The organism is Paraburkholderia acidipaludis NBRC 101816 (assembly GCF_000684975.1).
GTDB lineage: Bacteria > Pseudomonadota > Gammaproteobacteria > Burkholderiales > Burkholderiaceae > Paraburkholderia > Paraburkholderia acidipaludis.
The window spans coordinates 14532-39892 of sequence record NZ_BAXZ01000034.1; the positions used below are offsets into that span (position 1 = coordinate 14532).

Sequence of the window (25361 nt, forward strand, 5' to 3'; positions counted from 1 at the left end):
CCATGAACGTCGCGCCGGTTCCGCCATCCAGCTTCGAGCATCGCGCTGCGGCGCGCAGTGCCGAACTGCTGGGCATCGACGATAGCGCGCCCGTGCCGCCCGCCTTCGATGCCCGGCTTTTCGCCCGGCTCGTCGCGGCGCGCGAGGCGCGCGGCGAACTCGCGCTGCTCGGGCTGACGGCCGGGCAACTGGCGAGCCTCGCGGAGCGTCATTTCGACTTCGCAGCGGGTGCGGCGCCGCTTGCGCAGTCGGCCGGCAAAGCTCTCGTGAATGTCGTCGACGAAGCGGGCGCCGCCTACGCGGCCTCGATGCGTGCGTTCCTGATCGCTCACGCCGCGCCCGAGGTCGACAGCGAGGACGCTCGCTGCCTCGCGGCGATCGTCGCGAACGCCTGCCTGCGCCCCGATCACCTGTGGCGCGACCTCGGCCTCTCCGGCCGCGGCGACGTCACCGCCATGCTCGAACGCTACTTTCCCGCAATGGTCGCGCGCAATGCCGAAGGATTGCGCTGGAAGAAGCTGCTCGCACGCGAACTCGCGCTTGCCACGGGCGGCACGCCCGGACCGGCGCCGGGCTGCCCGGGCTGCGAGGACTTCGGCTTCTGCTTTCCGCCCGGGCCTTGAGCGTTTTCGCGAAGGCTGGCCGCAGCGACGCGGATGACGCATCGTGTATGCTTGCGCGCATGAGCCAACCCGCAAACGATCGTCCATCGAAAAAGGCGCCCGCAGCGGCGTTACCCGAAACCGGCATCCCGGAGAACGTGGCGCACGGTGATCCGCAGGTGCGTTTTCGCATGCGCATCCTGCAGGAAGGCACGATTGCGCTCGGTCCCGGCAAGGTCTCGTTGCTGGAGGCGGTGCGCGAGCACGGCTCGATTTCCGCGGCGGCGCGCAGCCTCAACATGTCCTACCGCCGCGCCTGGCTGCTGATGGACGAACTCAACCGCGCGCTCACGTCGCCGGCCACCGTGTCCGAGCATGGCGGGCAGAGCGGCGGCGGCAGCACGCTGACGCCGGTTGGCGAGGAAATCATCCGGCTCTACCGCGGGATCGAGGCGCGCGCAGCCGCGGCCTGTGCGCCCGAAATCGAGGCACTCACGCAACTCGTGAAGCGTTAGGCGGCGCCGCGGCCGGTTAGCCGTGACGCAGGCAGAAGCGCGAGACGGGCACGGCGGTCAAGGTGGGCGCCGCATCGGCGTAGAGCCGCATCATCAGTTCGACGAAACTCGCAAGGCTTGCCGTGCGCAGCGCGTGATAGGTCACCTGATGCCGTTCGCACACGCGCTTGAGCGTGTTCATCGAGTCGTGATCGACGCAATCCACCGGAAAGACCGCGAGGTCGGCGCCCGCGAGCGCCGCGGCAAGCAGCCCCTTGCGGTCCTCGATGCCGCCGTCGTGCACGCCCAGCTCGCCGCCCGCCGATTCCACCCAGCGCTTCAATGCCTGGTGCGATCCGGGCCGGCCCCCCACATAGACGATCCGTCTGCCCTTCAACGCGTCCTGCGGCAGCGTGCGAGCGGCGCCGACTGCTTCGTCGGGCTGCGCGGCCAGCTCCATCGCGCGGGCTTCCGCGCGCAGCGCGTCGATCAGCGCGTGGGCTTCGTCGAGTTGCGCGCGCAGCGTGGCGAGCGATGCCTCGTCGGCGGCCGCGCGCTGCTCGGCGGCTTCGCGGCGGCTCGTTTCGAGGGCGAGACGCGCATCGCGCGCGGCAAGGGCCTCGCGCAGCGACGTCAGCTGCGTATGCCGTGCCCCGTCTTCCTCGCGATCCGCACGCGTTGCCGCGCGAACCTGAAGTTCGGCGAGCGCCTCGCGCGCCGTGTCGCGCTCGCGGCTCATCTCGTGAATACGCATCTGCTGGCGCTCGGTTTTCGCCTGTAGCGCCGCGTTTTCCGCTTCGAGCGCGACGAGCCGGCGCAGGTCGGCGCGATTGGCCGCGCCGACCAGATGCGAGAGCATGTGCAGCTCGCCGAAGGCGGCCTGCCGCACGTCCATCGTCGTCGCGGGATGGGTCATGAGCGCCCAGTAGGCGGGCGGGATGTCGCCGTTCGCGAGCGATTCGTTCCAGAGCGCGAGCACGGCTTCGCTGTCACGGGCGGCGGCGAAGCGGCGCAGCGCCCCCGCGTAGCGCGCGTCGAGCGCCTTTTGCAGTGCCTTGCCGCCGGCGCCGCCTTCGATCGCCAGTTCGACGGCCGCATGATGGATCTCGAGATCGCTCGCGCGCTGCGGATCGAGCGGCGTGAATTTCGGCACGAGCTTGCGCAGTTCATGCGTGCTGAGACACGTGCCGATGATCGAGCAATGCAGGTGGTGGTCGAGTTCCGCAAGCCGCGTGCGGTGTCGCGCGCGCGCCAGATCGGTCTGACTCGGGCCGCAGCAGGGGGCGGCGGCGCGCAGGGGTGCGCTCTCGTCCGGCTGCGCAGTGCCCGGCGTGCGGGCGAGGCGAAACGGCGGTGCGTGCGAGGGTGCGTGCATGAGCGATCTCTGATCCGGTGGGACTCCGGGCCCGGCTGAACCCCGGGCAGCGCGGGCACGCCGCGCCATGTCGACGCAATATACCACGGAATATAACGAGGGCCGGGCTACCGGCGGACTCGCTGCGCGAGAACATGCTCGACACCGAGGCCGACGAACAGCGTGTCCAGCCGCTCCAGTTCGGCGAGGGTCCGCCGCATCGCCGGTATGTCGCGGCAGAACGCGGCGGAGAACAGGGCGTCGCGGGTTCTGTCGAGCTGACGCGCATCGCGAATCGCCCGCTTGAGCTCGCGTGGCCGGATGCATCCGGCATCTTCGCCATGGGGGGCGAGCGTGGCGAGGAGCGGCAGCAGCGAAGTGTCCGCCGGGGCGCAATCCGCATCGGGGGCGAACAGGCGGTTCAGGCGGCAAAGGCTGTCGCGCAGGCGCCCAAAGGCGTCGATCACGTCGCGAATCAGCTCCGCGCGTTCGTGACCGGACGCCGGCCGCAGCGCCGTGATGGTCGCTTCAAAGCCGTCCGCCGCACGCGGCCGCGCGCTTGACCAATTCGACCGGTTCGGCCAGGGACTTGCCAACCCACACCTCCATGCATGGTGGAACGCCGGCTGCTTCGGCAATGAACAGCCTTTCGATATATCCACAAGAATACATCGAATGTAAAAGTGGTGAATAGTCCGCTCATGAGCCGGCCAGCCGTTTCCCGGTATGCTTTCACCGAAGCGGCGGCCTGCCCGCCGCCTGTCCGATTTCCGTTCCCGGTTCCAGTCATGCAAACGTCGATTACCGCGAAGAGGCGCATCCGATGCGCGTAGGCCGGCCCGTCAAGGCGCTGCCGCAGCCGCTCTGCGATTACTGCGGCGCGAAGGCGCAGCTCGCGCGTCATGGCGACGAAGCGTATCCGTATCGCGACGACCACGGCCCGCTGTGGCTTTGCGCGGCCTGCGAGGCCTGGATTGGCGTGCCCGCGCGCAGCACGCGCAACGTGCCGCTCGGGCGCCTGGCCGACGCGGCGCTGCGCGACGCGAAGAGCCGCCTGCACGATGCGCTCGAGCCGCTGGTCGCGGCCAAGGTGCGGCGCGACGGCGTGAACGCCTTCGAGGCGCGTGGCCGGGCGATGCGCTGGCTCGCCGGAGAACTCGGCTTCGATCTGCCCAATCCGTCTATTCACCACCTGACACGCGAGCAGTGCGAAGCGGCCATCCGCCATGTGGAGGCCTTCGTCGCGTCGCGGCGCGGCCCGGCGCAAGCCGACGAGCGCTGAGAACCGGCGCTGCCCGTTGCCTTTTGCGCGCGCGAACGACGCGCCTGTCACTGTTAGTTACATTCGCGCGCGCGGATGCCGCTCAACCTTCGGCGCGGCGTGCCGTTATTGCACGAAATCAGTTTATTTAGTGCTCTTTATGGCCAGGACCATCCCCTTCCCGCGTCAGGCGCAAGCGGCTCAGGCCCGCCGCAACAAGGCGATGCTGTTGCCGATCCCGCGTGCGAGCGCCGACGCGCTCGCACTCCAGGTGCATCTGGCGCTCGCATCGCTGCGCGACGGCGGCGCCGACCGCGACGCCCAGGCGCTGCTGCATGCGCACGTGCTCGCGGCGTCGATGGCCGAGGCTGGCTACGGCGCGCTCGCGCAGGCGCAGGTGTCGGCCGCCGATGCGGCGCTGCTCGCGTGCTACGAGCGCGGCCGCACGGGCGCCGGCTGGCGGCTCGACGGCGCGGAGTTCGATGCGCTGGCGGCCATCGTGACGATTTACGACGAGCAGTTGCAGCGCGCGCCGCTGTGGGTGCTCACGGAGGCGAGCGAGCGGCTCGAACGCATGGGCACGGCCGGCGCGACCCAGCCCATGCGCAAGCTGGCTTGAAGCGGTCTGTAACCGGCGTGCAGCGGGCATGCGGCGTGCGGTTCATCGACAGTTGCCGGAAAGCGGCTTGCAAGCGGCGAGAAGCGGGGGCCGTCCGTTTTGCCCCAACGCGTCGCCTGCCCCGCCAGGCCGCGCCGTGGCGGCATTGGCACGGCATTTGACGCGCCGCGCAAATCGTGTTGACTTCCGGTGTGCAGCGTGACTAAAATTCGCCCGTCTTAACAAAAGGGGCTGACGCCTTGGACAGTAGCAGTTGCCGATCTTCGAATAGTTTCGCTGCCTGACCGGCAGGACGTCCGCGCTCCCTTTCTCCAGCCGCCGTCTTGCCAGCAGGCAGATGGTGCGCGTCCAGCAGTAAATCCTCGTGCATCCTTGTTAGCGTCATCCAGACGCCGCTCGCGCTTGTCGCGTTGTTACGCGTCGTTGCGCGCCGCGTCTGGCTGCGTATTTGGCCGATATCGCGCCGCGAGCCGTTCCGGGTTCGCGGCACGGTTCGCGTGTCGCGCCCGTCAGCAAGGGCCGGCCGTGTTCCGTGCCGCCAGTCCGCGCGCGTCGCGCGTTTCGGGGCTAGAGCGAAGCCTGGTGCGCACGGGCGTACCGGGCTTCGCCTTCCATTCAGTTTGTCAGTGCATCAACATGATCCAGTTCAATCGCTCTATGCGAACGACCCGCTGCGCGGTGCGCGCGCGTGGTGTCCAGCGTAAATACGGCACGGGAGGCCAGTAATGGAGTTCGGCTTCAACCTGAACCGCACGGCCAACGCCTCGGCGTGGCGCCTGATGCCCAATCGCTGGGACTTCGTCACGTTCCCGCTCATCATCTGCCTGATCGCGATGGCGGCCATCGGCTTCCATCAGACACTGGCGCCGATGTCGACGCTCAAGACCCAGGTAATCTCCACCGATCCGCGCATGCTGCCCGAGTATGCGATGCGCACCACGCTGCGCATGCTCGCGGCCATGGCGGCCTCGCTGGTCTTCACGCTCGTCTACGGCACGCTCGCGGCCAAGAGCCGCCGCGCCGAAAAAGTGCTGGTGCCGATTCTCGACATCCTGCAGTCGGTGCCGGTCCTGGGCTACATCTCGTTCACGGTCACGTTCTTTCTCGCGCTGTTCCCGGGCCGCGTGCTGGGCGCCGAGCTGGCCGCGATCTTCGCGATCTTCACGAGCCAGGCGTGGAACATGACGTTCAGCTTCTACCAGTCGCTGCGCACGGTGCCGCGCGATCTGGACGAAGTCTCGAAGGGCTTCCACCTCACGGGCTGGCAGCGCTTCTGGAAACTGGAAGTGCCGTTCTCGATGCCGGGCCTCATCTGGAACATGATGATGTCGATGTCGGGCGGGTGGTTCTTCGTGGTGGCTTCGGAAGCCATTACGGTGGGCAACAACACGATCACGCTGCCGGGCATCGGCGCGTATCTGTCCCAGGCCATCTCGGACAAGAACCTTGGCGCGGTGGGCTGGGTGATTCTCGCGATGACGGTCGTGATCGTCGCCTACGACCAGTTGCTGTTCCGCCCGCTCGTTGCGTGGGCCGACAAGTTCCGCATGGAAACGACGAGCTCGGGCAATGCGCCGGAATCCTGGCTGCTCGACCTGATTCGCCGCACGCGCCTGATTCACCGTCTGCTCGTGCCGATGGGCATGGTGCTCGCCACGCTCGCGCGCATTCCCATTCGCGTGCAGTTGCCGAAGGCGATGCCCGTGGTGAGCACGAAGCGCAGCAAGGCTGCGCTTGTTGGCGACATCGTGTGGGGCATCCTGGTGCTCGCGCTCACCGTGTACGTGGTCTGGCGCGTCGTGGCCTACGTGCGCACCGGCGTGACGCTCGACGAGGTGGGCCACGTGCTCGTGCTCGGCCTCATCACGCTCTTGCGGGTGGTGCTGCTGATTGCGATCTCGTCCCTGATCTGGGTGCCCGTTGGCGTGCTGATCGGCCTGCGTCCCGCGCTTGCCGAGAAGATCCAGCCGCTCGCGCAGTTTCTGGCCGCGTTCCCCGCGAACCTGCTGTTCCCGGTGTTCGTGATCGTGATCGTGAAGTTTCACCTGAACCCGGACATCTGGCTCTCGCCGCTGATCGTGCTCGGCACGCAGTGGTACATCCTGTTCAACGTGATCGCCGGCGCGAGCGCCTACCCGAACGACTACCGCGAAGTGGCGACGAACTTCGGCATTCGCGGCTGGCAGTGGTGGCGCAAGGTCATGCTGCCGGGCATCTTCCCGTACTACATCACGGGCGCGATCACGGCGTCGGGCGGCGCGTGGAACGCAAGCATCGTTTCGGAGTTCGTGCAGTGGGGCGACACGAAGGTGCAGGCGCACGGCTTGGGCGCCTATATCGCGCAGACCACGGCCGCCGGCGACTTTCCGAAGATCATTCTGGGCATCGCGGTGATGTCCCTGTTCGTTACGCTGTTCAACCGCACGTTGTGGCGTCCGCTGTACGCCTACGCCGAGTCCAAGCTGCGCCTCGATTGAGAGTAGACCGAAATGCTGAATCCCAAGACTGTTTCTCCCGACCTGATCGCGCCGACCCGTCCCGCCGCCGGTGCGGAGGTCCTCTCCGTGCGCAACGTTTCGCGCGGTTTCGCGAAGACCGAAGACGAACGGCTCGTGCTCGAAGACGTGAACCTCTCGCTGCGCGAGGGTGAGATCGTCGGGTTGCTGGGCCGTTCGGGCTCGGGCAAGTCCACGCTCCTGCGCATCATCTCGGGTCTCATCGAGCCGAGCAGCGGCGACGTGGACTGGCTCGGCAAGCCGCTCGCCGGCCCGGCCGAAGGCGTTTCGATGGTGTTCCAGACCTTCGCGCTGTTTCCGTGGCTCACGGTGCTGCAGAACGTGGAAGCGGGTCTCGAAGCGCAGGGCGTGGCGGCTCGCGAGCGCCGCGAACGTGCGCTGGCCGCCATCGACCTGATCGGTCTGGACGGCTTCGAGAACGCCTACCCGCGCGAGCTCTCGGGCGGCATGCGCCAGCGCGTGGGCTTCGCGCGCGCGCTCGTGGTCGATCCGTCGCTGCTGCTGATGGACGAGCCGTTTTCCGCGCTCGACGTGCTGACCGCCGAAACGCTGCGCACCGACCTGCTCGACCTGTGGACCCAGGGCCGCATGCCGATCAAGTCGATGCTGATCGTCACGCACAACATCGAGGAAGCGGTGTTCATGTGCGACCGCATTCTCGTGCTCTCGTCGAACCCGGGGCGCATCGTGGCCGAGATCAAGGTGCCGTTCAAGCATCCGCGCAACCGTCTCGACCCGGTGTTCCGCAAGCTCGTGGACGAGATCTACGCGAAGATGACGGCGCGCGAGACGGCCGCCTCCACGCCGAGCCAGCTCGAAGTGGGCAGCCGCCTGCCGAACGTCTCGACCAACATCATGGCGGGTCTGATCGAGACGCTCGCGGCCGCGCCGTACCACGGCCGCGCCGACATGCCGGAAGTCGCGCGCACGCTGCATCTGGAGGTGGACGACCTGTTCCCGATTGCCGAAATGATGCAGTTGCTGGGCTTCGCGGACGTGCGCGAGGGCGACCTGCTGCTCACGCCGCCGGGGCGCGTGTTCGCCGAGTTCGGCACGCAGGAGCGCAAGATGATGTTCGCCGACCACCTGCTGCGTAACGTGCCGCTCGCGGCGCGGATCAAGAAGGTGCTCAACGAGCGTCCGGGGCACCGCGCGCCGCGCGTGCGCTTCGAGCAGGAACTGGAAGACGTTCTGTCCGACGGCGCCGCCGAAGAGACGCTCGATACGGTGATCGACTGGGGCCGTTACGGCGAGATCTTCTCGTACAACGACCAGTCGGAGATCTTCAGCCTGGAAGACGTGGAAGGCTGATCGGCTCGATCGCCGCAAGAGCCGGCCGGCTTTTGCTTTTCACGGAAGGCGCCCGCATGGGCGCTTTTTTTTGCGCCTTCTTTCATCGAACGGTGAGCTTTCTCGGGAGACGCGGCGCGGCTTGTGCGCTGCATCCAGGCGCCGCGCGTAGGTCATTGATTGGACTGGAATGTTCGCCACGCCGGGCGATGCGCGAAGTGACCCGCAGCGGCTCTAGGTGAGCGTTTTCGGGAGCGAGGCACCGCGCCGTCACTTCAAACGGCTGTTGCGCCAGCTACGCGGCGTCATGCCGAAGCGCGAACGGAACCAGTCCGTGAAGGAGCCTTGCTGCGTGTAGCCCAGCAGCGCAGCCACGCGCCCGATCGGGTAGCCTGGATTGCTCATGTAGCGCACCGCCAGTTCGCCCCTGACTTCCTCGACGAGACGCGAGAAGCTGGTCTGCGACTGTTCGAGCTGGCGCTGCATGGTGCGCACGCTCAGGCGCAGATGGCCGGCAACTCGCTCGATGGTGGCCCCTTCCAGCGGCAGCAGCAGGTAGACCGCTTTGCGCACTTCCAGCGGGGTCGAGTCGGCGCCGGGCACGTTGAGCGTGTCGGCGAGACTCTCTGCATAACGAACCAGTTCGGGGTCGGCTGCGGGATTCGGATAATCGAGATCGGCGGCCGCGCAAACGAAGCCGTTGAAGTCGCTGCCAAATTCCAGAGGACAACCAAAGAACCGGCGATGGAACGTCAGGTTTTGCGGGCCCCGGTGAACGAAATGGACGGCGCGCGGCTTCCAGTGATCGCCAAGCAGGGCGCTGGAATGGCGCGCGAGCATGCCGACCGCGAGTTCGATCGCCTGATTCGTCGGCGTACCCGATTCGACCACAAGCTCTTCCCGGATGGTGACGGTTTCGCCCGCGTCCTCGACGTATACGGCCAGCGCCTCGTTGAGCAGATGGCGGTATTCGGCCGTGGCCAGCAACACCTCGCGCAGAGTGCGCTTGTGTGCGAGCAGCACGTTGACCACGCCGGTCCCGAACTTGCGCCGGGTCTCGGCCATCTGCAGGGCGAAAGTGGGGCAGCACGCCATCTCGGCCGTGTGCTCCAGCAGCCAGCATGCGGCGGCGGCCGGGATGCGGTCGTCCGGATTCGCGAGCGCTGCGGGATCGAGCCCCGCCTGCTGCGCCAGCTCGACCGGATTCAAGCCGACGCGCCGCGTCACATCGAAGTAGCCGCTCATGGCGACCGCTCGAATCATCGTCTCCATCACCGTGTCTCCGCCCGTGCCGTGCCCACGCCAGCATCGGTGTTAACGCCTGGTGGCGCGCAAACCTAAAACAATGGCGTCTTTTCCGAAAAGTGTAGCGCAGGATTGGCTTATCGTGCGATCTCAACGGTTCAATGGAGAACACAATGCAATTTCTCGACGATTCGCTGCACCCCGAGAACCAGGACAAAGTCGTCGTCACGGTGGCGCCGTATGGGCCGGAATGGATGCCCGAGGATTTTCCCGAGGACATTCCGGTGACGATGGAAGAGCAGGTGCAAAAGGCCGTCGACTGCTACGAAGCCGGCGCGACCGTCCTGCATCTGCATGTGCGCGAGCTGGATGGCAAGGGCTCCAAACGTCTGTCGAAATTCAACGAACTCATTGCTGGCGTGCGCGCGGCCGTGCCCGATATGATCATCCAGGTCGGCGGCTCGATCTCGTTTGCGCCCGAAGACGAAGGGCAGGCGGCCAAATGGCTTTCGGACGACACGCGCCACATGCTGGCCGACCTCGATCCGAAGCCCGACCAGGTCACCGTGGCGATCAACACCACGCAGATGAACATCATGGAGCTGCTCTATCCGGAGTATCTGGCCGGCACGTCGCTGTCGAACCCGGCATTCATGGCGGCCTACAGCGAAATGACGGTTCCCGCCGGTCCGGCCTGGGTGGAGGAACATCTGCGCCGCCTGCAGGCCTCGGGCATCCAGCCGCACTTCCAGCTCACCGGCATCCATGCGCTGGAGACGCTCGAACGCCTCGTGCGCAAGGGCCTCTACAAGGGCCCGCTGAACCTCACGTGGATCGGTATCGGCGGCGGTTTCGACGGGCCGAACCCGTTCAACTTCTTCAACTTCGTGCATCGGGCGCCGGACGGCTGCACGCTTACGGCCGAGTCGCTGCTCAAGAACGTGCTGCCGTTCAACATGATGGCGATGGCCATGGGCCTGCATCCGCGCTGCGGCATCGAGGACACGATCATCGACCAGCACGGCTATCGCATGACTTCGGTGCAGCAGATCGGACAGTGCGTGCGCGTGGCGCACGAACTGGGCCGCGGGATTGCCTCGGGCAAGGAAGCACGCGAGATCTACCGCATCGGCGTGCGGTACGAGACGATAGACGAGACGCTGATGGCCAACGGCATGGCGCCGAACCGTTCGAGCGGCGTGAAGAATCTGCCGCTGCGCGCGGCGTAGCGGGAAGAACCCGGCAGACGCTGCCGCTGGCTGACACAAGCCGCCACGAGCCGCTGCAGGGCTTTCTGGACCGGCTGGAGACGAAGGAGACAATTCATGCTCACGCATGCCGAGCCCGCAACGGGCGATGTTTCGACAACGCAGACCGACGTGCGGTCCTATGCATGGGTCGTGTTCGCGTTGACGGTGGGCCTTTTGCTCTCCGACTACATGTCGCGCCAGGTGCTGAATGCCGTGTTTCCGTTGCTCAAGGCGACGTGGAGTCTCTCCGATACGCGGCTTGGCACGCTCAGCAGCGTGGTCGCCTTGATGGTGGGCGTGCTCACGTTTCCGCTTTCGGTGCTTGCCGACCGCTGGGGCCGGGTCAGGAGCATTGTGCTGATGGCGGCGATGTGGAGTCTCGCCACGTTCGGCTGCGCCATCTCGTCGAACTATGGCGAGATGCTGCTCGCCCGGGCCTTCGTCGGTATTGGTGAAGCGGCCTATGGCAGTGTCGGCATCGCCGTTGTCCTGAGCATTTTTCCGCCGCGCCTGCGCGCCACGATCGCCGCTGCGTTCATGGCCGGCGGTGCGTTCGGCTCGGTGCTGGGCATGGCGCTGGGCGGTGCGGTCGCGGCGCGCCTGGGCTGGCGTGCGGCGTTCGGCGCGATGGCGGCGCTCGGCATCGTCCTGCTCGTTCTGTACCGGTTCGCCGTGACCGAAAAGCGGCTCGCGCCGCTGCATCCGGCGTGCGCGAGCCGGCAGGCGCGGGGCAGCGGCATGCGCATGACCTTCCGTGCGCTGATGAACGGGCTTTTTTCGACAAGATCCGTGGTGTGCGCCTACGTCGGCAGCGGCCTCCATCTGCTGGTTCCGGCGGCCGTATGGGCGTGGATGCCCAGTTTCCTGAACCGCTACTACGGCATGCCGGTGGGCCGCGCGGCCATGGGCTCGGCCGTCTTCGTGCTCGCCACCGCTTGCGGCATGGTGGCGTGCGGAAATCTGACCGACCGGCTCAGCAAGCATGCGCGCGAGCGGAAGTGGAGCACGGCCATTGCCTTCTGCCTGATCTGCTTCGCACTGCTCGCTATCGGATTCCGCATGCCGGCGGGCGGCGCGCAACTCGTCGTGATCGGCGCGGGCATGTTTTTCTGCGCCGGTGCGACCGGCCCCTCGGGGGCGATGGTGGCGAACCTCACGCCGCCGTCGATCCATGCCTCGGCGTTTGCCACGCTGACGCTCGCGAATAACCTGCTGGGCCTCGCACCCGCCGCGGTGTTCACGGGTGTCCTCGCCGATCGCATCGGGCTGCTTGGCGCGTTGCAGTTCGTGCCGTTTGCGCCGCTTGCCGCGGCGGTTGCCTTCTACATCGGCAAACGCAGCTATATAGTCGATCTCGATCGCGTGAGCGCCCTTCAAGAGCGGGCGGTGCGCTGATTGGCGAGGCGGGTTGGCGGGAAGCTGAAATTAGCAGTTCGAAGTTTGAATGAAAGACAGGAGATACGACATGGCGAAAGCCGTACGCTTTCACGAAACCGGTGGTCCGGAAGTGTTGCGCTATGAGAACGTCGAAGTGGGCAGTCCGGGCCCCGGGCAGGTTCGTTTGCGCCATGAGGCCGTGGGCCTGAACTTCGCCGACACCTACTTCCGCACCGGCCTGTACCCCGTGCCGCTGCCTTCCGGCATGGGTGTCGAGGCTGCGGGCGTGGTGGAAACCGTGGGTCCCGATGTGACCAACGTGGCGCCCGGCGACCGCGTGACCTATACCGGCTTCGTCAACACGCTCGGCGCCTACAGCACGGAGCGTCTGATTCCGGCGGCGCCGCTCATCAAGCTGCCCGCGGCAATTGCCTGCGAAACGGCCGCCGGGATGACGATGCGCGGCCTGACGGCGTCCTACCTGCTGCGCCGCATTCGCGACTTCAAGGCGGGCGACACCGTGCTTTTGCACGCCGCTGCGGGTGGCGTGGGCCTGATCGTGTCGCAATGGGCCAAGCTTCTGGGGCTCACGGTGATCGGCACGGTGTCGAGCGAGGCGAAGGGCGAGGTGGCCCGCGCACACGGTTGCGATCACATCGTCGACTACAGTCACGAAGACGTGGCGAAGCGCGTGCGCGAACTGACGGGGGGCGTGGGCGTGGATGCGGTGTTCGACAGTGTCGGCAAGGATACTTTCGAGGCGTCGCTCGACTCGCTGAAGCGCCGCGGCCTGATGGTGTGCGTCGGCACGGCGTCCGGGCCGATTCCGCCGTTCAATCCGCAGATCCTCGCCATGAAGGGCTCGCTTTACCTCACGCGCCCGGCGCTGGCAGACTATATCGCCGACCCGGCCGAGAAGAACGAACTCGCCGGCGAACTGTTCGGCCACGTCGCCGCGGGCCGTATCAAGATCGAGCTCAACCAGCGTTACGCACTGGAAGATGCGGCGCAGGCCCATCGCGATCTCGAAGCGCGCAAGACGACCGGCTCGTCGGTCTTCGTCATCTAAGGAGAAGCCTGTGCGAGTCGAACTCTTGACCTGTGCGATCGGCGCGGAACTGGTCGGCGTCAATCTTGCCGATGCGATTGGCGACGATGGCCTCTTTGCCGAGATTCGCGCGGCGCTGCTGAAGCACCGGGTGCTGTTCCTGCGCGATCAGGAGATTTCGCGCGCCGAGCACGTGGCGTTCGCGCGCCGTTTCGGCGAGCTGGAAGACCATCCGGTTGCGGGCAGCGACCCGGACCACCCCGGCCTCGTGCGCATCTACAAGAACCCGGACCAGCCCAACGACCGCTACGAGAACGCGTGGCACGCGGATGCCACCTGGCGCGAGGCGCCGCAGTTCGGCGCCGTGCTGCGCTGCGTGGAGTGCCCGCCGGTGGGCGGCGACACCATGTGGGCCAACATGGCTCTCGCGTATGAGAACCTGCCGGACTACGTCAAGACCCAGATCGCCGATCTGCGTGCGCGGCACAGCATCGAAGCGAGCTTCGGTGCTGCGATGCCGATCGAAAGGCGCCTTGCGCTGAAGGTGCAGTACCCGGACGCAGAGCATCCTGTTGTGCGCACGCATCCGGAAACAGGCGAGAAAGTGCTGTTCGTGAACGGCTTCACCACGCATTTCACGAACTACCACACGCCGGAGCGCGTGCGCTTCGGGCAGGACGCCAATCCGGGCGCGGGCGATCTGCTGCGCTATCTCGTGAGCCAGGCGTATATCCCCGAGTACCAGGTGCGCTGGCGCTGGCGACCCAACAGCATGGCGATCTGGGACAACCGCAGCACGCAGCACTATGCCGTGATGGACTATCCGCCGTGCCATCGCAAGATGGAGCGCGCCGGCATTGTCGGCGACAAGCCTTACTGATATCGCGGGCAAAAGCATGATGACGATCGAGACGACGCCGACCATTCTGATGGTCCCGGGGCTGCGCGACCACGTCGCGGAGCATTGGCAAACCCTGCTGGAGCACAAACTGCCGAAGGCGGCTTCGGTGCCGCCGCTCGATCACGACAAGCTCGGTTGCGCGGCACGCGTGGCGGCGCTCGATGCCGCGCTCGCGAAAATCGAAGGCTCGGTGATCCTTGTCGCGCACAGCGCGGGCGTGATGATCACGGTGCATTGGGCGCGGCAGCATAGCCGCGAGATTCATGGCGCGCTGCTCGCCGCGCCTGCCGATCTGGAAACGCCGCTGCCGGCCGGCTATCCGGCCTTCGACGCGCTGGCGCAGAACGGCTGGCACCCGACGCCACGTCGGCCCTTGCCGTTTCCGAGCATTGTCGGCGCGAGCCGCAACGATCCGCTCGCGTCTTTCGAGCGGGTGGCGGCCATGGCGAACGACTGGGGCAGCCGCCTCGTCGATCTGGGCGAAGTCGGCCACCTGAATCCCGCGGCCGGTTTCGGCGAATGGGCGATGGCGGAGGTGCTGATTCGTGAACTGCTCTGACTTTCGGGCTCCGGTTCATTCGAGGTGCTTTTTTCGTGCCGGTGATTTTGTAGTACTGAATTAATAGGGCGGCGCATGTCACGTCGAATACCGGTTTGCACCGTAGAGGAACTCGCGCCGGGCGAGCGAAAGCTGGCCTTCGTCGACGGCCGCGGCATCGTCCTGTTCAACCTCGCCGGCGTGATTCACGCGATCGACAACACGTGCCCTCACAACGGGGCCGCAATGGCGGGCGGGCAACTGGAGGGGAACGTGCTGCGCTGCCCGGCGCACGGCCTGCGCTTCGATCTGCGCACCGGCTGTATGCCGGGAGCGGACGGGCCGTGCCTCACGACGTTTCCGGTCCACGCCGTAGACGGGCGGTGGGTCGTGAGCCTCCAGGACTGATACATCGATCCGGCGGCAACGCGGTCTCGCGCAGTGCCACGCAGTTTCATTTATGCAGTGACTCACAAGGCGCCGGGACCACCCGGCCCGCATGCAGATCCGGAGGAGACGCAATGAAATTGAAGTCGAGCAGCCTGGCAGCGTTGGTCATGTTCGCCGCCGCAGCCCATGCCCAATCGTCGATCACTCTGTACGGGGTGATCGATTCGGGCTTTTATTATCAAAGTACTTCGGGGCCGGCGCTGATCACGGCCGGCAACCGGTTCACCAACAACGGCAGCGTGTTGGCCCTCAAGGACGGCGGCATCTATTCGAGCAACTGGGGTCTCAAGGGCACCGAAGACATTGGGGGCGGCTACAAGGTCAATTTCAAGCTGCAGGGCGTGCTCAACAGCAGCAGCGGTGCCCTTGGGCTAGGCGATACCCCCGGCGTCAGCGCTCTCTTCAACCAGTACGCGATGGTGGGCGTATCCGGGCCCTTCGGCAGCATCGATGCCGGACGCCAGATCGTGCCGATGATCTGGGCGATGGCCGATACCGATGCACGCCATGCGCAGTTCTTCGGCAGCATTCTGACCGCGTGGGTGGGCATGAACCAGGCCGCCGGCTGGGTGCCCACGAGCACCAACGCGCCGATCGGCGCGCTCTATGACAGCAATGCGCTGGTCTACCATTCACCGGCCTTTCATGGCGCGACGGTCGAACTGGAGTATGCGCCGGGCGGCGTCGCGGGTCAGCCTCAGGGCGGGACGCGCGAATCCGCTGTGCTAAGGTATGCTTACGATGGCCTGCATCTGGCCGCGGTGTACTACAATGGCCACGACACGAACCCGTTTTCGGCAACCGGCGCGGCCACCCCGGCAACCGGGAACGACAACAACCGCTTCTATTACCTCGGCGCGCGCTACACGCTGGAGGGCTTCACGGTATCGGCCTCCTGGTCGCTCGGCAAGAATCCGTCGAATACCAACCGGACCGACCTGGATCTTCTTTCGGCCGGCCTGGGATACCAGTTCTCGTCGCAGTTCGAGATCACTTCGGGTCTCTACTATCTGCACAGCCGGTCCGACGCTGCTCCAGGGCATTCGACGGAGGTTTCGCTGGGCGCCGATTACAGCCTCTCGAAGCAGACGTCGCTCTATGCCGAAGTCGGGCATGTCGCCAACAGCGGCAACATGAACCAGATGGTGCTCTACGGTTCATTCGTGGCGCCGAATGCCAACACCACGGCCGCCATGGCGGGGGTCCGCCACACCTTCTGATGGTGTCTCTCGCGCCCGGCACCTTGCTTGCGCGTGCCGGGCGGGCTCAGGACCTCAGGACGGCTTGCGGCCCGAGCCGCGGCCGTCGCCCGACGACCCGTTGCGCGACGCTCTTTCTCCTTGTGCCGAGGATTGCGCGCGGCGCGCGCCGCGCCCCATCTCCTCGTGCGGGCCGTCGAGGTCGTCTCCTTCGCCGGCATCGCCGGGTCTGCGGCCTTCGACATCAACGCCGTCCGGCATGCCCACGAGGAAATTACGCTGGGGGTTCGCCAGCTCGATGCCGCGCTCCGTGAAGCGCAGCAGCACGCGGCGATTGAACTCGCGCTGCACGCCCCAGCGCCCCGAGTCCTTGCACTGGATCTGGCCCACGAGCGTCACGCTCGCGCCGTCCACCTGGTCCACGCCCCAATAGGCGAAATCGCTGAGGATGCCTGATTTGTAGGCGTCTTCGCTGCGCAGTTCGGCGCCGATTTCCTTCAGCGTGTCGATGGCGCGCTGCAGGTCCGCGCCATGCGCGATCATCACCTTCACCGCCGCATTGCCGATGCCGCGGTTCGTGTTGTTGACCGTCGTCACCGAACTGAACGGCACCGTGTAGAGCGAGCCGTCGCCGCCGCGCAGGCGCACGGTGCGGATCGAGAGGAACTCGACCGTGCCCGAGACGCCCGCCACCGTGACCCAGTCGCCTACCTGCATGGCGTTTTCGGTGAGCAGGAAGATGCCGGTGATGAAGTCCTGCACGAGCTTTTGTGAGCCGAAGCCGAGCGCGACGCCGAAGATGCTTGCGCCCGCAACGAGCGGCGCCGTATTCACGCCCAGCTGCGAAAGCGCCGTGAGCCCGACGATGACGAAGATCGACACGAAGAGCGAGGTGCGGAACATCGGCAGCAGGGTGCGCAGGCGGGCGGCGCGCACGTAGTCGCCGGCATCGGTCCAGGCTTGCAGGCGGCGGTCGGCGGCAGCGTTCGCGGCCTCCCAGATCACCACGGCGACGACGATCGCCACGAAGATCGTCACGATGGCGGAGCCGAGCAGGCGGCCGATGGGCGCGTTCACGATCAGGCGGCCCGGATGCAGGCCCCAGATGTGCATCAGCACGTCGAGCATGACGAGCCCGATGACGGCCATCGCGAGCCGCCGCAGCGCGGGGTAATAGCGGTAGGCGCGGCGCCGTCCGACCGACATCTCGTCGCGGTTGCCTTGCGGATCGAATACGCGGCCGAGGGCGCCCAGCACGACGATGGCGACCACGCGCCCAATCAGCAGCACGACGAGCGAGATGCCGCCCGCGTGCACGAGTTCGCGATAGCCGCCGCGCAGATCGAGGGCCCAGACGAGCCACAGCGCCATCACGACGAAGATCCCCACGCCGGCCCAGATGTCGGCGAACCAATGCGTGAGGTAGGCGAGCGAGCCATTCTTCGGCGCCCACCGGCGGATGGCGTCGGCCACCGGCCGGTAGCACTGCAGGATCATGACGGCGAGTGCGAGGTGGCCGATCAGCGCGACGATTTTCACGAGGGCGAGATGGGCGTCTTCGGTCATGCCGAGCGGCACCGCGGCGTTCAGTATCCCGCCCAGGCCGCCGATGACGACGATGCGCACGGTCCAGCGCTGCGCGAACGCGGCAGCCGTGTCCGAGAACGGCACGAGCCGCAGCGCTTCGGCGTCGGGTGCGAACAGCAGCGCGCCCACGGCGATCACGATGCGGCAGATCACATAGGTATCGACGAGCTCGCCGACGGCCGACGCCGCGGCCGCATCGTCCGGGCCGAACAGCGAGAGCACGCCCGCCGCGCACAAGCCGAACGCGAGCACCGGCAGCAGCTCGAGCGAGGCGAGCAGGAGCGCCGCGGGCAGACGCTGCAGGCGCTTCCAGTGATGCGCGCTGCGGTGGCGCAAGCGGGCGGTGAGCGACGTGGCCTCGGCCGTCGCGTCCTCGGTGGCGGCGGTTGCGGCGAGCGTGGCGCGGGCAGCGGCGTTCGCGTCTGCATTCGCGTTCGGGCCCGCATCCGGATCGCCGCCGGCAGCGGCCGTCGGGTCGGCGGGCTCCATGCCGGCGGCGGTGCGCAGGGCGCTCTCCTGAGCTTCCTGAGCTTCCTGGGCCTCCTCAGCATCTTGCGCGGCGTCCGGTGGGGGCGCCGCGCGCGTGGCGGCGAGGCTGCCGCCGGGCCCGTTTCGCGTGGCCGCGGCCTCGGCGTGCGCAATGATCGCGCGATGCGGCCTGCCGATGAAGCGGCGCACGAGGGCATCCACGAGCAGTGCGGGCACGAGTGTGAGCAGCAGCACGCGCAGCAGGCCGAGCAGCATGGCGTGGCCTTCCGGCGTGCCGAGCCGTTCGGTCCACCACGAGCGCGCCGACCCGACATCGAAGAGCGCCTTGCGCGCATGGATCAGGCGTTCGCCCAGCATCTGCGCGCCGTGTGCGGCGTGCTTCGCGATCTGCAGCACGAGGCCGTTTGAACGCAAGGCGTTGTCGAGCGCGGCGGAGGCCCCTTTGGGTGCGGAGGCGGTCGGGGTGGCGCTGGCCGCCGCGGCTGCCGGCGCGGGGGCCGAAGCGGGCGTGGCCAGCGCACCCGCCGCCGCGATGGCGCGCAGCGTGTCTTCCACGCGGCCGCGCTGCGCGGGGTCGTCGAGCACCTGCAGCGCGGCGTGCGCCTGGGCAGGGGTCAGAACGACAGGGGCGGCGGGGTTGGTGGGCCTGGCGGCGGCGGGCGGGGCACCAGGCCCCGGAGCGGCCACGGCGGCACTCGTCCATAACGGACATGCGAACGCCGCGAGGGACAGGATGCATAAGGCGCACAGGGCGCGCAGACTGGAAAAATGGGAGGTCCTTTGCATGGGGGAAACGGGTCGGGCGTCGAAGACATCGGAGGCATGCGGTGGGCACGGCCGCGCCGTAGGCCATTCCGCACGGTCATTTGACCTGGAGTTGCAAATATCGTGCCCCGGGATTCGGGGCATCGGGGCGCGGAAATAGTAACTGTGGGTAACTGCGCACAACCGCGCACGCGTGCGAGTGAGTGTGCACTCACTTTAACGCATCCGTAGCGCGGTCGGCAGTTAGCTTGCCTCGCTCTCGCGCCAGGCCGCAAGTTGGCCGCTTCGAGTGCCATCCACGTCTGGGCGAGCGGATGCTGGATCGCCTGGTTCTGCCCGATCGGGCGGCCGAACATGACACGCTCCTTCGCGTATTGCGTCGCGCGCCGCAACGCGGCCTGGCCAAGCCCCGCGGCCTCCGACGCAATCAGGCTCGGTGACCGGACTTCCTCTGAAAGCGCTCTCAAAGCGTCGACCGTTTCGAGCAATGCGAGCAGGCGCTTGTGTTTGGCGTGTTAGTGCAACTAACAGTCAGCTTATTGGTTTCCCGCCCAAGCGGCCGCGCCGCGGGAATGAAAGCGGCTTCAAGACTGGTCAGTTTTTCTTGTGTGTGAATGGATATTTATATGCAGGAAATTGTGCGTCAAGATGGGGCGATTGGAGGCTCAAAAACTTCCCGGACTTGGTGCGCCCGGGTCCAACGCTGGATTGGGGCGCGATGGTGCGGCAGGCGCTGCGGTGTTGGCGGAACCGTGCAGCCTTGACGCGTCGATTGCGATCGTTCTTGGGGCGAAGCGAGTCGCCTGCAATGACGAATCGCTGGCGGAAATGTATGCGGCTTTCGAGCGATGGATTCAACGCGAGCCGGCAATTGACTGGCGGCGTTCGAGGCGCGAATTTTCAGCCTGGTTACTTTCCGCTTGAAGTCGTCTTATGCCCTCCTGCGAGAGGCGAATGGCCATATTCAATTCATGCTTTACGTTTCAGCCGATCTTCAGCACCCGATTGAGCTTCACATAATGCAGTCCGCATTGCTCAAGTTATCGCCGAGTTTGCCGATATGACAATGTGCGGGCCGATCTCGATGGTTGCGCGGGTGCGCCCGGTTCGCGGCCAGCGGGTAGATAGCATCATCGGGGCGGCATAATTCGACTGGAATGAAGGCAGTGACGAAAACACAAAAATCCTGGGCAATTGCGGGCTTATGCTGCCTTGTTGCTGCCGCAACATCTGCTTACGTCAACCTCGTCAGTTGCAGGACATATGGCGGTGTGCCGCAACCCAGGCTGGTTGCCGAGGTGCACGTCATGGCGGCTCTGTTAGGAACCGGCTTGCTAGTGAGATTCGTGCAGGGAAGCCGGGCCGTGATGAATGAACCCGCGCCGGGAACGGTATGGGGCACGACCTACATTGCAAGGGTGGGCGAATACGCTCAACGCGTACGGGGTAAGAGTGCGTTCTTTTCAACCCGGCGGACGGCCCAGTTGCTTGGGTTTGTTCTTTGTCTGATGTGCCAGTTTGTATTCGTTGGGGCGCCCGCTCAGCCGGATGGCGGTCAGCCGACGGCCCGTGCTGTCGCAGCTTGACTGGGTTGCGCAATTCGGACTGCGGCATCACGAGCAAACGTGCAGCAAGCGGTTTTCCAATAAAGAACTTAAAAATGAAGCGACCGATTTTGTCAATTTTGCTGATCAATGTGGGAAATGTTTTCTTTGCATTGGGAATCTTTAGTCTGACGCGGGCATTTCAGATGTTCGAGTTTAATGCGTACTTCTGGCTTGCTTTTGGAACAACGCTAGTGAGTCTTCTGCTCGGCACCGCCAGCGTGCAATTTGGAACACGGTGGCTCGGCCTGGAACAGTAATCGTATTTTCGAAGTACTGAGCTTCGGCGGTATCCCCAAGAGCTGCGATTCGTGCTTTCATGAGTCAAAGGCGCACCGCAGGCCCGCTCTGTGCGGGACTGGCTGTCTCGACCCGGTACGCAATAATGCGTGGTCAGGCAAGCACAACCTCTGCAAGGAACGTTGCGAAGTAATCGTCGTCCAGCCATCCTGAAACATGCTTCGACGCTTCGATGCGCTGGATTTCTCTCTGCCCTTTATCCGTCAGGATGGCAATCTGGAGCGTGGGGAGATACTTCGTACTGGGGGGAGGTTTCTGGTCTATGGTCTGGATCAAGCCCTGCGAGCGAAGCAGCGTGAAAATTGCCGGCCGCTTGTGCCACGGTATTTGCCGATACAAAGCAAGTCGAAGAGCTTCAAGTACGGCGCCATTGTTGAATTCCATGAGCATCCTTCTGGTGTTCGACTCAAACGTCCTGCTGGCTCTGGGCAACTACGCTAGCACATGAAATGCTTCTGTACGATGACACACCCAAAACCTTTCGTGCCCGGCGATGACAACACGCAGAAGCCACTTGTGCCCGTCGTCCAGCTTGCCGGCGCGGCGAGATCAACGCGGCAACCGCTAGAATTGCCGTTTTAGCCCGGAATACGCCCATGTCTTTTGCCTCGCTTGGCCTGATCGCTCCGCTGCTGCGTAATGTGGAGGATCTCAATTACCAGACACCTACGCCGGTGCAGGCCAAGGCGATTCCTGCTGTGCTCGGCGGCAAGGACGTCATGGCTGCGGCACAGACCGGCACGGGCAAAACGGCAGGTTTTGCGCTGCCGCTGTTGCAGCGGCTGGTGCAACACGGTCCGGCGGTGTCCAGCAATCGCGCGCGCGTCCTGGTGCTGGTGCCCACGCGTGAACTGGCTGAACAAGTGCTGCAAAGCTTTATCGGTTACGGCAAAGGTCTCGATCTACGATTTCTGGCTGCCTACGGCGGTGTGAGTATCAATCCGCAGATGATGAAGTTGCGCAAAGGCGTGGACGTGCTCGTTGCCACGCCGGGCCGTTTGCTGGATCTCAATCGCCAGAACGCAGTGCAGTTTGATCAAGTACAAACGCTAGTGCTGGATGAAGCCGACCGCATGCTGGATCTGGGCTTTGCGCGCGAACTCAACGCCGTTTTTGCCGCCTTGCCCGCCCAGCGCCAGACCCTGCTGTTCTCCGCCACGTTCACCGACGATATCCGCGCCATGGCGGCGCGCATTCTGCACGGCCCGGTCAATATCAGCGTCAGCCCGCCCAATGCCACGGCCAGCAAGATCAAGCAGTGGGTGGTGACGGTGGATAAAAAGAACAAGCCCGACCTCTTCATGCACCTTGTGGCTGAGAACAACTGGGAGCACGCACTGGTGTTCGTCAAAACCCGCAGTGGCGTGGATTACCTGGCGGCCATGCTGGACGAGGCGGGCTATGCGGTCGACACCATCCACGGCGACAAACCGCAACCCGCGCGCCTGCGTGCGCTGGAGCGCTTCAAGACGGGCGAAGTGCATATGCTGGTGGCCACCGACGTGGCTGCGCGCGGGCTGGATATCGACGACCTGCCGCTGGTGATCAACGTCGATCTGCCGATCGTGGCGCAAGACTATGTGCACCGTATTGGCCGTACCGGCCGCGCGGGCGCCAGCGGCGTGGCGGTGTCCCTTGTGTGTGCCGATGAGGCGCCGCAACTGGCCGCGATTGAAGCGCTGATCAGGCAAACGCTGCGTCGTGAAGAAGAGCCGGGTTTTGAGGCCGAACACCGTGTACCGCAAACCAGCGCGACGGGCCAGATCATCAAGAAACCCAAAAAGCCCAAGCAGGCCAAAGTGCCGCAAGCCGAGCCGGGCGCCATGCCCGTGCGCAGCAAAAAGCCGCGCCCGCAAAGTGGCGAAAACAAAGGCAAGCCCGCGGTGCAGCGCGCTGTGGCTGCGGGTAAAGGCACAAGCTTTTCCAGCGGCAGCCCATTCAGCGTGCAAAAACCACGCAGCAAACCCGCCAGCAAATCCGTTGCGGGTTCACGTAAGCCGGCCGGCAAACCCGCTGGCGGCCGCGGCAAACGCCAACCCTGATCCGTGGGGAGGTGCAACGCCAGCCCCGGAACAGGCTGGCGGATACCGCCCGCTGCTGACTTCGGCCGGTACGATGTCTGGCGACGCGTCCGCGACAGAAAACCAGCGCGGAATGACCGTTACCTTTCGGTGACCCGCTTCGCCGCCGGCAGTCGCCGCAACGACAAACGACAATTGAGGAACCCTTATTATCGGCGGTCCGGCCTTTTGTCGAAGCGAAGGATTGCATCGCGTATTTTTTCCAGTGACCGCTGCACCTGCGTTCTCGGGCATGCGAGATTGAGCCGGATTCGACAAGCGCCGTTCTCGACGAACATCTCGCCACCTTCGAGGATGACACCGGCTTTCTCAAGGAAGAAGCGGGTGAGGTTGACCGACTCGTCGAAATAGGCCCGCAGGTCGACCCATGCGAGATAGGTCGCATCCGGGATGCGGAACCTGGCCTTGGGCAAGTGCTCGTTCAGAAACCTTTGGGTCCACGCGAAGTTGGCGTCGAGATACGAGCGCAGTTCGTCGAGCCACGGCGCGCCGTTCCGATACGCGCCAGCGGCAGCCGCGAGACTGAGCGGGTTCACGAACGGGTAGTGTCGCCGTTTCCATTCCGAGCGCAACGCCGGGTCGGGAACGATCACGGTCGCGATCATCATTCCCGCCAGGTTGAAGGTCTTGCTGACGGCCATGCAGGTGATGATGTCCCGGCTTCCCGGGAACAGCCTGGCCAACGGTGTGTGCCGTGTCCCCGTTCTGAGCAGATCGCAATGGATCTCGTCGGAGACGATCTTGACGCCGTTGGCAATGCAGAGTTCACCCATGCGGCGCAGTTCGTCATCCGTCCAGACCCGGCCGGTCGGGTTGTGCGGATGGCAAAGGAAAAAGAGCTTCACGGCCGGATCGCTCACTTTCGTCTCGAAGTCGTCGAAGTCGATCGCGTAGCCGCCATCGTCCGAGGCGAGCAGGCGCGACGTCACGAATTCCCGATCTCGCTGAACCGTCGCATGCTTGAAGTATCCATAGGCTGGCGTCAGGCTGAGCACTTTGTCGCCGGGCCGGCAGACGTATTCGACGAGCCCGAAGAGTGCCGGTATGACACCCAGCGCGACCAGCATGTCCTCCCGCGCGAATCGCCAGTCGTAGCGCTCAGCACACCAGGCGTGGAAAGCCTGGTAGAGCTGATCGTCGAAGTTCATCGTGTAGCCGAAAACCGGGTGTTTCAGGCGTTCGGAGATCGCGTCGATGGCGGCGTCCGGCGCGGCGAACTGCATGTCCGCCACCCACATCGAGATCAATTCCTCTCTCGGCACATCGAGCTCGGGCGCGGGCGCATCGGCACCGAACAGATAGTTTTCGAAGCCGTCCTCGGCCAGGGCATTGGTGCCGCGACGGGAAATCAGGCGATCAAAATCGTAATTCATATGCATTCAGTCATTCAATGGAAAAGCCGCCGGGATCGATACCCCGGGCGATTTCCTGAACATCAGTTGAGGAGTGAGCGTTGCCGTGCGTATGTGAAATACACGACGAGCCCGATCGCGAGCCAGACCAGAAACGCAATCCAGGTCGTGGCTTGAAGGAACAGGGTCAGCGTGATGCAGAACGCGATCGCCAGCAGAGGCACCAGCGGCACGGCCGGGCAGCGGAATGCGCGCGGCAGATCGGGGCGCGTTTTTCGCAGGATGATGACGGCGACGGAAATCAGGCTGAACGCCGCCAACGTGCCGAGGTTGATAAGTTCGGTCAGCACGTTGAGCGGAACGACGGCCGCGACCAGGCCAAACACGACCCCGACGATCCAGGTCGCGAAAAACGGCGTGCCGAGACTCGAATGAACGCGTGACAGTTTCTTCGGCAAAAGGCCGTCGCGCGACATCGCGAAGACGATGCGTGTTTGCCCATAGGTCATCACGAGAATGACGGTGGTCATGCCGAGAATCGCGCCGAGATCGACAAAGCCCGCAACCCAGTTCTCCCATCGTGGCGTAGCTGTAGGTGTATATCGAGCCCGCAACCGGCACCGACGAGGCGAATTCTGCATAGCACAGGGCTGCAAATCCGCAGGCCAGGGCGGCGATGACGAACGATACGGTCAACGCCGGGCCGGCGGTCAGCGCGCCGGTTCCCGTCAATACGAAAATGCCCGTGCCGACGATCGCTCCGATCCCCATCAGGATCAGATCGAAGGGTCCAGGCACCTTCTTCAGGCCGTGCGGTGCATGACTCGCGGCAACCATCGCCGCGAGATCCTTGGTTCGAAACAAACTCATCCGACTCCTCCAGTTTTTATGTAGATCGCAAGGGCGCATTTCTGCGCGCCCGCCGTTCAGACATCGCAGACCGCATGGGGCCGCCGCCGACCGCGGCACGCCCCTCACTCATCTGTCCTTGTTTGGTTAATGATCGTCGATAGTCTGGTTAAGAGGATTTCGCGCGGAC

At 65.2% G+C, this 25361-nt stretch carries 21 protein-coding genes and 2 pseudogenes; 15 read left to right on the forward strand and 8 right to left on the reverse strand.

All coding sequences use genetic code 11. The features are described 5' to 3' along the window. Nucleotides 1–2 precede the first annotated feature (2 nt). Together BAC01S_RS32895 and BAC01S_RS27755 are read left to right on the forward strand one after the other, a co-directional pair. Entirely contained in the window at nucleotides 3–623 is a 621-nt protein-coding gene (locus BAC01S_RS32895) for a nitrogen fixation protein NifQ (protein WP_052408856.1), read from the forward strand. Between the two features lie 59 nt (nucleotides 624–682). Continuing rightward, a complete protein-coding gene (locus tag BAC01S_RS27755) occupies nucleotides 683–1117 on the forward strand; it encodes a winged helix-turn-helix domain-containing protein (RefSeq protein WP_407667969.1) in 435 nt (144 codons plus the stop codon). Between the two features lie 16 nt (nucleotides 1118–1133). Here BAC01S_RS27755 and BAC01S_RS27760 read toward each other — a convergent pair whose 3' ends face one another. Together BAC01S_RS27760 and BAC01S_RS32900 are read right to left on the reverse strand one after the other, a co-directional pair. After that, on the reverse strand, nucleotides 1134–2471 hold the full coding sequence (locus tag BAC01S_RS27760) for a DUF2325 domain-containing protein (protein WP_027797684.1): 1338 nt from the start codon (nucleotides 2469–2471) through the stop codon (nucleotides 1134–1136). A gap of 107 nt (nucleotides 2472–2578) precedes the next feature. Continuing rightward, on the reverse strand, nucleotides 2579–3046 hold the full coding sequence (locus tag BAC01S_RS32900) for a hypothetical protein (protein ID WP_052408857.1): 468 nt from the start codon (nucleotides 3044–3046) through the stop codon (nucleotides 2579–2581). A gap of 227 nt (nucleotides 3047–3273) precedes the next feature. Between BAC01S_RS32900 and BAC01S_RS27770 the strand changes: the two genes are divergently transcribed. From BAC01S_RS27770 to BAC01S_RS27785, 4 genes are all read left to right on the forward strand, one after another. After that, nucleotides 3274–3732: a zinc-finger-containing protein gene (locus BAC01S_RS27770; protein ID WP_027797685.1), complete on the forward strand. Its 459-nt coding sequence runs from the start codon at nucleotides 3274–3276 to the stop codon at nucleotides 3730–3732. 139 nt (nucleotides 3733–3871) lie between these two features. After that, a complete protein-coding gene (locus BAC01S_RS27775) occupies nucleotides 3872–4330 on the forward strand; it encodes a hypothetical protein (protein WP_027797686.1) in 459 nt (152 codons plus the stop codon). Between the two features lie 725 nt (nucleotides 4331–5055). Continuing rightward, nucleotides 5056–6807, forward strand: a complete 1752-nt coding sequence (locus tag BAC01S_RS27780) for an ABC transporter permease (protein ID WP_027797687.1) — start codon at nucleotides 5056–5058, stop codon at nucleotides 6805–6807. A 12-nt stretch (nucleotides 6808–6819) separates the two neighbouring features. Further along, nucleotides 6820–8157, forward strand: coding sequence for an ABC transporter ATP-binding protein (locus tag BAC01S_RS27785; protein ID WP_027797688.1), 1338 nt, complete (start codon nucleotides 6820–6822; stop codon nucleotides 8155–8157). A gap of 249 nt (nucleotides 8158–8406) precedes the next feature. Here BAC01S_RS27785 and BAC01S_RS27790 read toward each other — a convergent pair whose 3' ends face one another. Next, the gene (locus BAC01S_RS27790) at nucleotides 8407–9408 is read right to left on the reverse strand and encodes an AraC family transcriptional regulator (RefSeq protein WP_027797689.1); all 1002 of its coding nucleotides are present in this window, start codon (nucleotides 9406–9408) and stop codon (nucleotides 8407–8409) included. 146 nt (nucleotides 9409–9554) lie between these two features. Between BAC01S_RS27790 and BAC01S_RS27795 the strand changes: the two genes are divergently transcribed. The 7 genes from BAC01S_RS27795 to BAC01S_RS27825 all read left to right on the forward strand — a co-directional run bounded on the left by BAC01S_RS27795 (nucleotide 9555) and on the right by BAC01S_RS27825 (nucleotide 16165). Continuing rightward, entirely contained in the window at nucleotides 9555–10610 is a 1056-nt protein-coding gene (locus tag BAC01S_RS27795; RefSeq protein WP_027797690.1) for a BKACE family enzyme, read from the forward strand. 96 nt (nucleotides 10611–10706) lie between these two features. Next, on the forward strand, nucleotides 10707–12026 hold the full coding sequence (locus BAC01S_RS27800; protein WP_027797691.1) for an MFS transporter: 1320 nt from the start codon (nucleotides 10707–10709) through the stop codon (nucleotides 12024–12026). Nucleotides 12027–12096: 70 nt separating this feature from the next. Further along, nucleotides 12097–13077 (forward strand): quinone oxidoreductase family protein, encoded by a 981-nt coding sequence (locus BAC01S_RS27805; RefSeq protein ID WP_027797692.1) that lies wholly within the window; start codon nucleotides 12097–12099, stop codon nucleotides 13075–13077. 10 nt (nucleotides 13078–13087) lie between these two features. Continuing rightward, nucleotides 13088–13936, forward strand: a complete 849-nt coding sequence (locus BAC01S_RS27810) for a TauD/TfdA dioxygenase family protein (protein WP_027797693.1) — start codon at nucleotides 13088–13090, stop codon at nucleotides 13934–13936. Between the two features lie 19 nt (nucleotides 13937–13955). Further along, on the forward strand, nucleotides 13956–14516 hold the full coding sequence (locus tag BAC01S_RS27815; RefSeq protein WP_027797694.1) for an RBBP9/YdeN family alpha/beta hydrolase: 561 nt from the start codon (nucleotides 13956–13958) through the stop codon (nucleotides 14514–14516). Nucleotides 14517–14591: 75 nt separating this feature from the next. Then, the gene (locus BAC01S_RS27820; RefSeq protein ID WP_027797695.1) at nucleotides 14592–14903 is read left to right on the forward strand and encodes a Rieske (2Fe-2S) protein; all 312 of its coding nucleotides are present in this window, start codon (nucleotides 14592–14594) and stop codon (nucleotides 14901–14903) included. A 113-nt stretch (nucleotides 14904–15016) separates the two neighbouring features. After that, a complete protein-coding gene (locus BAC01S_RS27825) occupies nucleotides 15017–16165 on the forward strand; it encodes a porin (protein WP_027797696.1) in 1149 nt (382 codons plus the stop codon). A 54-nt stretch (nucleotides 16166–16219) separates the two neighbouring features. Here the strand turns inward: BAC01S_RS27825 and BAC01S_RS32905 are convergent, their stop codons facing one another. Both BAC01S_RS32905 and BAC01S_RS34180 read right to left on the reverse strand, forming a co-directional pair. Further along, the gene (locus tag BAC01S_RS32905) at nucleotides 16220–18907 is read right to left on the reverse strand and encodes a mechanosensitive ion channel domain-containing protein (RefSeq protein WP_156954560.1); all 2688 of its coding nucleotides are present in this window, start codon (nucleotides 18905–18907) and stop codon (nucleotides 16220–16222) included. Between the two features lie 356 nt (nucleotides 18908–19263). Continuing rightward, nucleotides 19264–19416 (reverse strand): annotated as a pseudogene (locus BAC01S_RS34180) (acyl-CoA dehydrogenase family protein); the annotation flags it as partial. A 1229-nt stretch (nucleotides 19417–20645) separates the two neighbouring features. On the opposite strand from BAC01S_RS34180, the gene BAC01S_RS27835 reads away from it, so the two are divergent. After that, nucleotides 20646–20849, forward strand: coding sequence for a hypothetical protein (locus tag BAC01S_RS27835; protein WP_027797697.1), 204 nt, complete (start codon nucleotides 20646–20648; stop codon nucleotides 20847–20849). 133 nt (nucleotides 20850–20982) lie between these two features. Here the strand turns inward: BAC01S_RS27835 and BAC01S_RS32910 are convergent, their stop codons facing one another. Further along, nucleotides 20983–21273 (reverse strand): hypothetical protein, encoded by a 291-nt coding sequence (locus BAC01S_RS32910; RefSeq protein WP_043203959.1) that lies wholly within the window; start codon nucleotides 21271–21273, stop codon nucleotides 20983–20985. Nucleotides 21274–21485: 212 nt separating this feature from the next. Between BAC01S_RS32910 and BAC01S_RS27845 the strand changes: the two genes are divergently transcribed. Next, nucleotides 21486–22931, forward strand: coding sequence for a DEAD/DEAH box helicase (locus BAC01S_RS27845; RefSeq protein WP_027797698.1), 1446 nt, complete (start codon nucleotides 21486–21488; stop codon nucleotides 22929–22931). A 188-nt stretch (nucleotides 22932–23119) separates the two neighbouring features. Here BAC01S_RS27845 and BAC01S_RS27850 read toward each other — a convergent pair whose 3' ends face one another. Further along, nucleotides 23120–24343, reverse strand: coding sequence for a MalY/PatB family protein (locus BAC01S_RS27850; RefSeq protein ID WP_027797699.1), 1224 nt, complete (start codon nucleotides 24341–24343; stop codon nucleotides 23120–23122). A gap of 62 nt (nucleotides 24344–24405) precedes the next feature. Next, nucleotides 24406–25192, reverse strand: a pseudogene (locus tag BAC01S_RS34185) (amino acid permease). Nucleotides 25193–25361: the final 169 nt, after the last annotated feature.